This is a genomic window from Dactylosporangium sp. NPDC051485 (assembly GCF_040682015.1).
In the GTDB taxonomy this organism is placed as follows: Bacteria; Actinomycetota; Actinomycetes; order Mycobacteriales; family Micromonosporaceae; genus Dactylosporangium.
In genome coordinates this window covers 1-8,132 of record NZ_JBFAZW010000204.1, presented here as the reverse complement: position 1 = coordinate 8,132, position 8,132 = coordinate 1, and the positions used below count along the sequence as shown (strand labels likewise).

The 8,132-nt window shown below is 72.9% G+C and carries 9 protein-coding genes and 1 pseudogene; 4 read left to right on the top strand and 6 right to left on the bottom strand.

Annotation, left to right across the window (positions count from 1 at the left end; genetic code table 11):
• A pseudogene (locus AB0M46_RS50260) lies at nucleotides 1–359 on the bottom strand (hypothetical protein); the annotation flags it as partial.
• 59 nt (nucleotides 360–418) lie between these two features.
• Here AB0M46_RS50260 and AB0M46_RS50255 point away from each other — a divergent pair.
• Nucleotides 419–1,033: an HAD-IA family hydrolase gene (locus AB0M46_RS50255; protein WP_363348678.1), complete on the top strand. Its 615-nt coding sequence runs from the start codon at nucleotides 419–421 to the stop codon at nucleotides 1,031–1,033.
• Nucleotides 1,034–1,199: 166 nt separating this feature from the next.
• Here the strand turns inward: AB0M46_RS50255 and prfH are convergent, their stop codons facing one another.
• The 3 genes from prfH to AB0M46_RS50240 are packed head-to-tail and all read right to left on the bottom strand — an operon-like array spanning nucleotide 1,200 to nucleotide 3,122.
• A complete protein-coding gene (prfH, locus tag AB0M46_RS50250; RefSeq protein ID WP_363348676.1) occupies nucleotides 1,200–1,850 on the bottom strand; it encodes a peptide chain release factor H in 651 nt (216 codons plus the stop codon).
• On the bottom strand, nucleotides 1,847–2,926 hold the full coding sequence (locus AB0M46_RS50245) for an RNA ligase RtcB family protein (RefSeq protein WP_363348674.1): 1,080 nt from the start codon (nucleotides 2,924–2,926) through the stop codon (nucleotides 1,847–1,849). Before AB0M46_RS50245 ends, prfH begins: the two co-directional genes overlap by 4 nt.
• 40 nt (nucleotides 2,927–2,966) lie before the next feature.
• Nucleotides 2,967–3,122, bottom strand: a complete 156-nt coding sequence (locus AB0M46_RS50240; RefSeq protein WP_363348672.1) for a hypothetical protein — start codon at nucleotides 3,120–3,122, stop codon at nucleotides 2,967–2,969.
• Between the two features lie 18 nt (nucleotides 3,123–3,140).
• On the opposite strand from AB0M46_RS50240, the gene AB0M46_RS50235 reads away from it, so the two are divergent.
• Nucleotides 3,141–4,052: a GNAT family N-acetyltransferase gene (locus tag AB0M46_RS50235; RefSeq protein WP_363348670.1), complete on the top strand. Its 912-nt coding sequence runs from the start codon at nucleotides 3,141–3,143 to the stop codon at nucleotides 4,050–4,052.
• Nucleotides 4,053–4,077: 25 nt separating this feature from the next.
• Here the strand turns inward: AB0M46_RS50235 and AB0M46_RS50230 are convergent, their stop codons facing one another.
• Complete coding sequence (locus tag AB0M46_RS50230; protein WP_363348668.1) at nucleotides 4,078–4,833, bottom strand: hypothetical protein; 756 nt, start codon at nucleotides 4,831–4,833, stop codon at nucleotides 4,078–4,080.
• Between the two features lie 186 nt (nucleotides 4,834–5,019).
• Here AB0M46_RS50230 and AB0M46_RS50225 point away from each other — a divergent pair, with 186 nt between their 5' ends.
• Entirely contained in the window at nucleotides 5,020–5,514 is a 495-nt protein-coding gene (locus AB0M46_RS50225) for a hypothetical protein (RefSeq protein ID WP_363348666.1), read from the top strand.
• 264 nt (nucleotides 5,515–5,778) lie between these two features.
• On the opposite strand, the gene AB0M46_RS50220 is transcribed toward AB0M46_RS50225, so the two are convergent.
• Nucleotides 5,779–6,222: a helix-turn-helix domain-containing protein gene (locus AB0M46_RS50220; protein ID WP_363348664.1), complete on the bottom strand. Its 444-nt coding sequence runs from the start codon at nucleotides 6,220–6,222 to the stop codon at nucleotides 5,779–5,781.
• A gap of 63 nt (nucleotides 6,223–6,285) precedes the next feature.
• Here AB0M46_RS50220 and AB0M46_RS50215 point away from each other — a divergent pair, with 63 nt between their 5' ends.
• A complete protein-coding gene (locus tag AB0M46_RS50215; RefSeq protein ID WP_363348662.1) occupies nucleotides 6,286–7,500 on the top strand; it encodes an MFS transporter in 1,215 nt (404 codons plus the stop codon).
• The last annotated feature ends 632 nt before the right edge of the window (nucleotides 7,501–8,132 follow it).

Sequence of the window (8,132 nt, the reverse complement as noted above, 5' to 3'; positions counted from 1 at the left end):
GGCTGCGGGGCGGCGCTGCGGGTGATCGCGGCGGTGAGCAACGCCAAGGCCGTGGTCGAGGTCGGCACCGGCACCGGGGTGAGCGGTGGCTGAGTCAGCTCGACCACGGCGACGAGCGGCCCCTCGGGGTGCGCCACCAGCACCGTGCTCGGCCGCCCGCGCCCGCCGGTCTGCGGCGCGGCCGCCTCGCCGAGCAGCCGGGCCGCCCGCAGCCGCCCCATGATCTCCGCCGCCGAGCCGCTGCTGAGCCCAAGGCGGGCCGCCGCCTCCGCCCTGGTCACGCCGGGGTGGGCGTGCGCGTGGCGCAGCAGCGCGAGCGCGCCCTGCACCCGCAGCGCCTCGGCCCGCATCGTTGCCACGCACCCTCCCCGCGATTATGCTCGCCTGACGAGTTTATTGAGTGTTGGGGGTACGGGCAATGCGGCGCTTCGCTGCGGTACTGCTGGACATGGACGGGACCCTCGTCGACTCCGACGCCGCCGTGGAGCGGGCCTGGCTCGCGTGGGCGGCCGAGGCGGGCGTGCCGGCCGAGCTGATCCTGCCCCGCATGCACGGCAGCCCGGCCCCGGCCACGATCCGCGCGGTCCACCCCGCCCTCGACGACGACGCGGTGGACCTCGCGGCGGCGCGGCAGTTGGCGTTGCAGTACGCGGACCTCGACGACGTCGTGGCCACCCCCGGCGCCGCCCGCCTGCTCGCCGCCCTCGAGAAGCTCGACCTGCCCTGGGCCGTGGTGACCAGCGCCGACCGCCGCCTGGCCGTGGCCCGCCTGGGCGCCGCCGGGATCGACCCGCCGCTGCTGGTGACCGTCGAGGACACCCGGCGCGGCAAGCCGGCCCCGGACCCGTACCTGGCGGCCGCCACCCGGCTCGGCGTCGCGCCGGGCGACTGCCTTGTGGTCGAGGACTCGCAGCCGGGCATCGACGCGGGCCATGCCGCCGGCGCGACGGTCGCCGCCCTGCGCGGCCTCGACGCCGACATCCGGCTGGGCGACCTCGGCGACCTGGCCGGCCTGCTGCTGGCGACCGCCTGACGCCCTAGCGAGCGCGGCGGCCCCGGCCACGGCGCCGAAGGCGAGGAGGTCCGGGCGGGCGTCGGCGGGCCCGGCGAGCAGGCTGGCGATCGGGATGGCGCCCCAGGAGACCGATCGCCTTGCTGCTCGGCGCGGTCGCCGGAACCGCCGGGCGTGCGGTTCCCGGTCACCGACCTCGCCGGCTCGGTCGGCGCGATGCCGGACCTGCCGCGCGGGAAGGCCTGAGCGGCCGCTCGACCCGGACCGGGTCGCCGCGCACGAGGTCGTCGTGGATCTGCCAGCGGGCCGCGTCCAGCGCCGCCGCGGCGGCCCGGTCGTCGCGCTCGACCTTCTCCCGCAGCAGCTGCAGGGCGGCCCGGCGGTTCTGCCCGAAGTGCCGCTCGCCGTCGGCGACCACCACGTGCCCGGTCGGGCGGTGGGTGGCCCGCGCGGCGGTGCTCACCTTGTTGCGGTGCTGCCCGCCCGGGCCGCCGGTGCGGCACGGCTGGATGTCGACGTCGGCCTCGGCGAACGCCGTGCGCGGGGCGTCGAGGTCGCAGGGGCGGGCCACGACGTACCAGTTCTTGCGCCCGTGACCGGGCCGGTAGGGGCTCGGCGCCTGCCAGCACAGGGTCCCCGTCCACGCCGCGGCGAGCCCCTCGTCGACCCGCAGCAGCAGCGAGCGGTACGTGCCGGGCCGCTCCCCCGGCACCTGCGCCACCCGCTCGGCCGGCACCCCGAGCCGGGCGGCCTCGGCCTCCAGGCGCGCGGCCAGCTCGGCCACGGCCCACGCGCACTCCTGGGGGCCGCGACCCGCCGACACCATCAGGTAGGTCATCGGCGGCCCTTGTCGGCGGTCTTGTAGGTGACCACCGGCACCGTGCTGACCACCGGCGTGGCCAGGCCGTGGGCGACGAGGTCGCGGATCACCTGCTCGATGCGCTTGTACGCCCCGGGGGCCTCTTCGAACAGCAGCTGCCGGTCGCCGCAGACCACCACCGAACCCGTCGGCGGGCGGCGCAGCTGCTCGACCGTGTGCTTGGCCCGGTTGCGCACGAGGGCGTCGGCGCGGGACATCTTGCGGCCCGCGCCGTGGGCCACCGAGTGCCCGGCGTGCGCGGCGGCGTGGGCGGCGACGAGGTACGACGCGGTGCCCCGGGTCCCGGCCACGAGCACGTCCCGCCCGTCGCCCGGCGCGGCGCCCTTGCGGTGCAGGTACGCCCCGTCGCGCACCTCCACGAGGTTGTGGCACTGGTCGACGATCGGCTCGGCCGGCGCGGCGCCGAGGGCGTCGGCGACGCGGGCCGCGATGAGCCGGCGGTTCAGCGCGCCCCAGGCCACGGCGGCGTCGTGCCTGGCGAGATAGCCAGCCGGGTCGGCGGCCGGCCCGGCGCCGTGCACCTCGGTGTGCTCGCGCAGGATCCGCTCCCCCAGGCCGCGGGAGCCGCTGTGCACGATGAGCACCAGGTCCCCGGCGGCCAGGCCCAGCCGGGCCGCGTGGCCGGCGTCGAGCACCTCCTTGACCCGGGCCAGCTCGGCGAAGTGGTTGCCGCGCCCGACGGTGCCGAGGCCCTCGAGGTGCCCGGCCGGGACGTCGTCCTCGCCCAGGTCGGCCCAGGCCGGGTCGATCGGCACGTCGAGGTCCGGGAACCTCGCCGCGAGGCGCTCGGGGACGGCCCGCTTGAGCGGGAACGGGAACACGGCGATGCCGCAGCCGATGTCGGAGCCGACGAGGTGCGGATAGAGGACGGTGGAGGTCATGGCGGCGCCGATCGGGGCGCCCTTGCCGGGGTGCAGGTCGGGCATGCCGGCGACGTGCAGCATGCCGTCGAGGGCGGCGACCTGGTGGCACTGGGTGACGGCGCCGGACTCGATCCAGCTGTCGTCGGAGGCGAACACGGTGACGGTGGGCACGGCTTTCCTCTGGGAGAACGGACAGGGCGTGGCAGAACCGTCAGCGCGTCATGGTCACGACGATCCCCGATGCGCCGGCGGGCCGGCAACCGGTTTTCGACTTGCCCCGGCCATGATCGGCGGGGTAGAACGGGCGGCGGCGGCGAGCGACCGCCAGGAAGGAGGAGCCGGTCATGTCCCGCAGCACCAGCACCACGACACACTGGAGCCTCACGTGTCCGTCACCATCCGCCCCGTCGCGGGGCGCGAAGAGCTCGACCGCTTCCTCGGCCTGCCGTACGTCCTGAACGACGAGCTCGACGGCGACCTCGCCGCCGGGCGCCGCCGGCCCGGCTGGCTGTGGATGGCCCTCGACGGGGACCGCCTCGTCGCCCGGGCCGCCTGGTGGGCCCGCGCCGGGTCCGCCGAGCCGTACCTCATGGACATCTTCGACTTCGCCGACGGTCATGCCGGCACCGCGGCGCAGCTGGTCCGCACCGCGCTGGCCCGGCTCGTGCCCGCCGGGGGCCCGCCGCCGGAGTACATCCGCTTCGTCGACCCGGGCTGGGCCGAGGACCCCGCCGGGGCCGTGCTGCAGCACCTGGCCGCGCTGGAGGGCCTCGGGGCCCGCCTCCTGGTCGAGCGCCACCGCCTGGAATGGCGCCCGGGCGCGACGATTCCGCCGGGTTCCGGCCGTCTGGCGTTCCGGGATTTCCGCGGTACCGCGGAAGCTCTGGATCTCATGACCAGGGCCGTCGAGGGCACCCTCGACGCGCACCACCGGGCCGGCCTGACCCGGCTCCCGGCGCGCCGGGTCGCCGAGGAGCACCTGCACGGCGAGCTGGAGCTGTATCGCAGCCCCAGGCAGTGGTGGCGGGTGGCGACGCTGCCCGGCGGCGAGCCGGTCGGCTTCATCTTCCCCGCCCGCAACGACTACGGCCCGATCATCGCGTACCTCGCCGTGCTGCCCGAGCACCGCGGCCGCGGCTACATCGACGACGTGCTCGGCGAGGGCAGCCGGGTGCTCGCCGCCCAGGACGCGCCGCGCATCCGGGCCACCACCGACGTCGGCAACGTGCCGATGGCGAAGGCGTTCCTGCGCGGCGGCTACGTCAACTACCAGAACGAGATCAACATGACCTGGTAGGCCGGGCGGGCCCGGGCCGCCGCGCTTACACCTGCTGCACGTGCAGGGCGCCGAGCAGGCGGTCCAGGCCCTCCCGGGTGCCGATCGCGTGCCGGTTCTCCGGGTGGTTGAGGTAGTGGTTCACCGTGTCGTGCAGGAACTCCCGGTGCACTGCCGAGCGCTGCAGCTGCAGCTGGATGCGCTGCTGGTTGCGCCGGCGCAGCGGGCCGCGGCTGCGCACCAGCTCCGGCCACAGGATGCCGAGCCGGCCCACCCCGAAGACCGTGGGCAGCGGGCCGGTCATGATGGCCTCCCACGGCACGTCGTAGGTGACGAACGCGTCGACGACGGTCAGCCCGTCGCCCCGCAGCACGAGCCGGCCCGTCCCGCGGGCGAGCATGACGAGGGTGGCCACCATGAAGTAGGCGAAGACCATCGTCACCGCGAACAGCATCCAGGTGAACACGCCCCAGTCATCGTCGTCGAAGGCGACGCTGAACAGGATCCCGACGATGGGCGGGAACGCCGCGGCGCTGTTGGCCAGTCCGAAGTACGACGGCGGCGCCACGAACTCGCCCGGCCGCACGACGAGGGTGCGCGGCTTCGGCCCCTTCCCGGCCCTGATCACCCCGGCCACCGCGGTGACCAGCAGGAGCACGACCGCGGCCACCTCCGGCCACCACTCGGCGTGCCATACGATCGTGAACGGCAGCAACACGATGCCCGCGCCGCCCACGAGCACGTAGTACAGCCAGGCGTCTCGCCGGCCTAACTCGCTTTCCCCGTTTGCACGCAGTGACACCGTGCCCACCTCCTATGCACGGGAATGTATCGGGTCGCCGGGACGTTCCGCCGCCACGAATTCGACACAGCCTACGGGCAACGCCACCCTTGCGTTCGTACACCCCTGGGACGGGTCCGATTTGTCAGGGGATTCCGTGCGTCATTCGTCACAGCCTTCCCCGCGCCCCGAGCCTACCCTGGCGGCGTGTCCACGCTGCCGAGCACCGACGACCTCCTGCGGGTCATGACGATCCTGGGGATACCGGGCGATCCCCTGTACATCATGCGGGACCACGCCGACGAGCGGCGCCGCGCCGAGCTGCTCGCCCACATCACCGCCGCCCTGGTCGACCGGCTCGAGACCCTCGAGACCCGGGCCGGCCTGGACGTCGAGGACCGGGCCGACCTGCACGTGCGGGCCGACCGCGACGCCGTCGGCCCGCACGCCGCCGGCCGCCTGCAGACCGCCCGGCTGGCCTGGGTGCAGCAGAGCGTGGCCCGCCGCCGGGGCCGGCACCCCGACCCGGTCGCCGATACCGTGGCCACCACGATCGGCGTGCTCATCGAGCTGCTCGCCACGAGCGAGTCCGGCCCGATGCTCGCCGACGCGGTCGCCGGCCTGTGCGGCGCCGCCGACCACCTCGGCACCGTCCTGCGCGCCGGGCCGGTCCCATTGCCGACAGGTGCCACCATCATCTAGAGCCGCGGAGAGCCACCGCCCACCGGCCCTGCACCGGGCCGGGCGCGGCGCCGGGCTCTCAGGCGCCGACCCCGGTGACTGCCCACACTCCTGCGTAACCACGAGAGGCAGCGACGGCCACCACGGTTGCCACGTTCTCGATGACCGAGGGCCAGTCCTGCGGGGATCGTCTACGCCACGACGGCTGCACCAGCTGCGCGCAGGAGGACGTCAACGGAATGGCCGGCCCGCTCGGCGGCCCCGGGCGCGTGGACGGCCGGCGGATCAGTTGACGTGCTGGATGTACGTGTTGTCGGCGGTCAGAGGCTCCCCGTCGGTTGTGGTCGCAGTGAGCGCGGGTACGGGGGAACCGTGGGCGTCCAGCAGTTTCGAGTGCGCTTCTCCGTCTGCGAAGGCGTGGCGTTCGCCCCACTGGCGCAGCGTGACGATCACCGGGAAGAGGTCTGCGCCTGCGTCGGTGAGCTCATACAGCTTGCGTCGGCCGGACGGGGCGTCGACCTGGGTGAGCAGGTCGTGGGCGACGAGTTTGCGGAGCCGGTCGGTGAGGATGTTGCGGGCGATGCCGGTGCGCTGCTGGAAGTCGGTGAACGAGCGGGCGCCGTCCATCGCGTCGCGGATGATGAGCAGGCTCCATCGGTCGCCGACCAGATCGGTTGCTCGCGCGACCGGGCAGCTCGGGTCGGTCCACGTCGTGTCCGTCTCGCCCATCACCAGGCCTCCGTTGAGTTGCGGAATGAAACCATTCTGCCCTACGGTCTAATCGGTAGCAAAGTGCAACTGATTGGGCTGATGGGTGTGACGGGGCGGACAAGGCTGCTGCTTGCGGTGGTCTGCGCAGTCGCGGTGGCGAGCGTGTATGCCGGCCAGCCGGTGCTCGGGCAGATGGGTGGGGACCTGGGAGTGCCCGCGGAGGCGGTGGGCTGGTTCGTCGCGGCCGGGCAGCTCGGGTACTTGGCGGGCCTGGTGCTGCTGGTGCCGCTCGGCGACCTATGGGATCGACGGCGACTGATCACACTGCACCTCTTCCTGGTCGCAGGGGGTCTGATGACTGCCGCCGCCGCACCGAACGCCGGCGTCGCCTTCACGGGGCTCGCGGTTGCGGGGTTCTTCGCCGTGGTGGTGCAGACGACGGTCGCCTACACAACGGCGCTGTCCGTGCCGTCCGAGCGCGGCCGCAACCTCGGGATCGTGACCTCCGGTGTCGTGATCGGCATTCTCGGCTCCCGCATCCTCGCCGGGTTCCTCGCCGACATGTGGGGTTGGCGAAGCATCTATGTCACTCTGGCCGCACTCGCCATGGTCCTTGGCGTTCTGTCGCTTCGCTGGCTTCGCGCCGACATGCGGACCGGGACGGCCCGGTACGGGGCGTTGCTGCGCGCCTTCGGTGGCTTGTTCGCCGAGCCGGTGTTCCTCAGCCGAGGACTGATCGCGTTCTTCCTGTTCGCCTCATTCGGGACACTGTGGAGCGGTATGGCCCTGCCGCTGCAGGGAGGGCCGTGGCGTCTCAGCGAGACCCAGATCGGGATGTTCGGCATCGCCGGCCTCGCCGGCGCCCTCGGAGCCACCCGCGCCGGTCGCTGGGCGGACGCCGGGAACGCGAACCGGACCACAGGCATCGCCCTTGTGCTCTTGATCGCCTCGTGGGCAGCTATCGGGCAACTGCCTTGGTCTCTGATCCTGCTGACACTGGGAGTGATCCTGCTCGATTTTGCCGTCCAAGCCGTCCACGTCAGCAACCAGCACATCTTGACCACCGTGCACCCTGCCCGCGCCTCGACCACGATCGGCGCGTACATGGTCTTCTACTCCCTCGGCTCCGCCCTCGGCGCCGCCAGCACCACCGCGCTCTACAGCGCGGCCGGCTGGGTGGGCTCCGCCGGGCTCGGCGCCGCACTCGCCGCCGCCGGTCTGCTCACCTGGGCGCTCAGCTCACGCGCAGCGCGACGCGCTCGTAACCCCGCACCTCCTGGAACGGCCACGCAGTGATGACAACCACCAATCCCGAGTCGAGCAGCGACCGGAGTCGGGTCCGCAAGCACCAACCTGCAACCACTCCAGCAGAGAGAATCCCAGGTCAGGAGGTCTACGCTGCTCCGAGGATGATCCTGCATTACGTCGAAGCGCATGGATACCGGCCGCCAAGGGTGTTCCTGGAGTCACTAAAGGTGACCGGGGAATTGGCGTGGGATCGGCGTGCTGAACGCATCGCCGGCGTGCTCGCAGACGAATCGGAGGATCTTGAGTTTCGGTGCCTGGCGATCAGTGATCTCTCGTCGTGGAAATGCCCGCAGGCGCTCGACGCGCTGCTACTGGCTGCCCGGTCGACATCGCGGGTGACGAGATCGGCCGATCGCTTGGGCAGCTCATGTCGTGCGAGTTCGCGGCAGACGTTCACCGTGAGGACTTCCACGCATGTGTGCGCCACGGCATCGACGAGATGCTGCGGTCACGATGACCCCACACACCATCATCGGCATGCCCGCGCACCCGGCAGGCCGATGCACGGTGACGATCGGTAGTGCGCGGATCGCGGCTACTTGTTAACTGGCGATACGACCGCAGCCCGGCCAGGCTTGGTCGAGGTGACCGGGAGGATCGCTCGCATTGCGGCTGCCCAC

Excerpts from the sequence above, each read along its gene's own strand:
- AB0M46_RS50255 (WP_363348678.1), top strand. The coding sequence starts at position 419 with ATGCGGCGCTTCGCTGCGGTACTGCTGGACATGGACGGGACCCTCGTC.
- prfH (WP_363348676.1), bottom strand. The coding sequence starts at position 1,850 with ATGACCTACCTGATGGTGTCGGCGGGTCGCGGCCCCCAGGAGTGCGCG.
- AB0M46_RS50220 (WP_363348664.1), bottom strand. The coding sequence starts at position 6,222 with ATGGGCGAGACGGACACGACGTGGACCGACCCGAGCTGCCCGGTCGCG.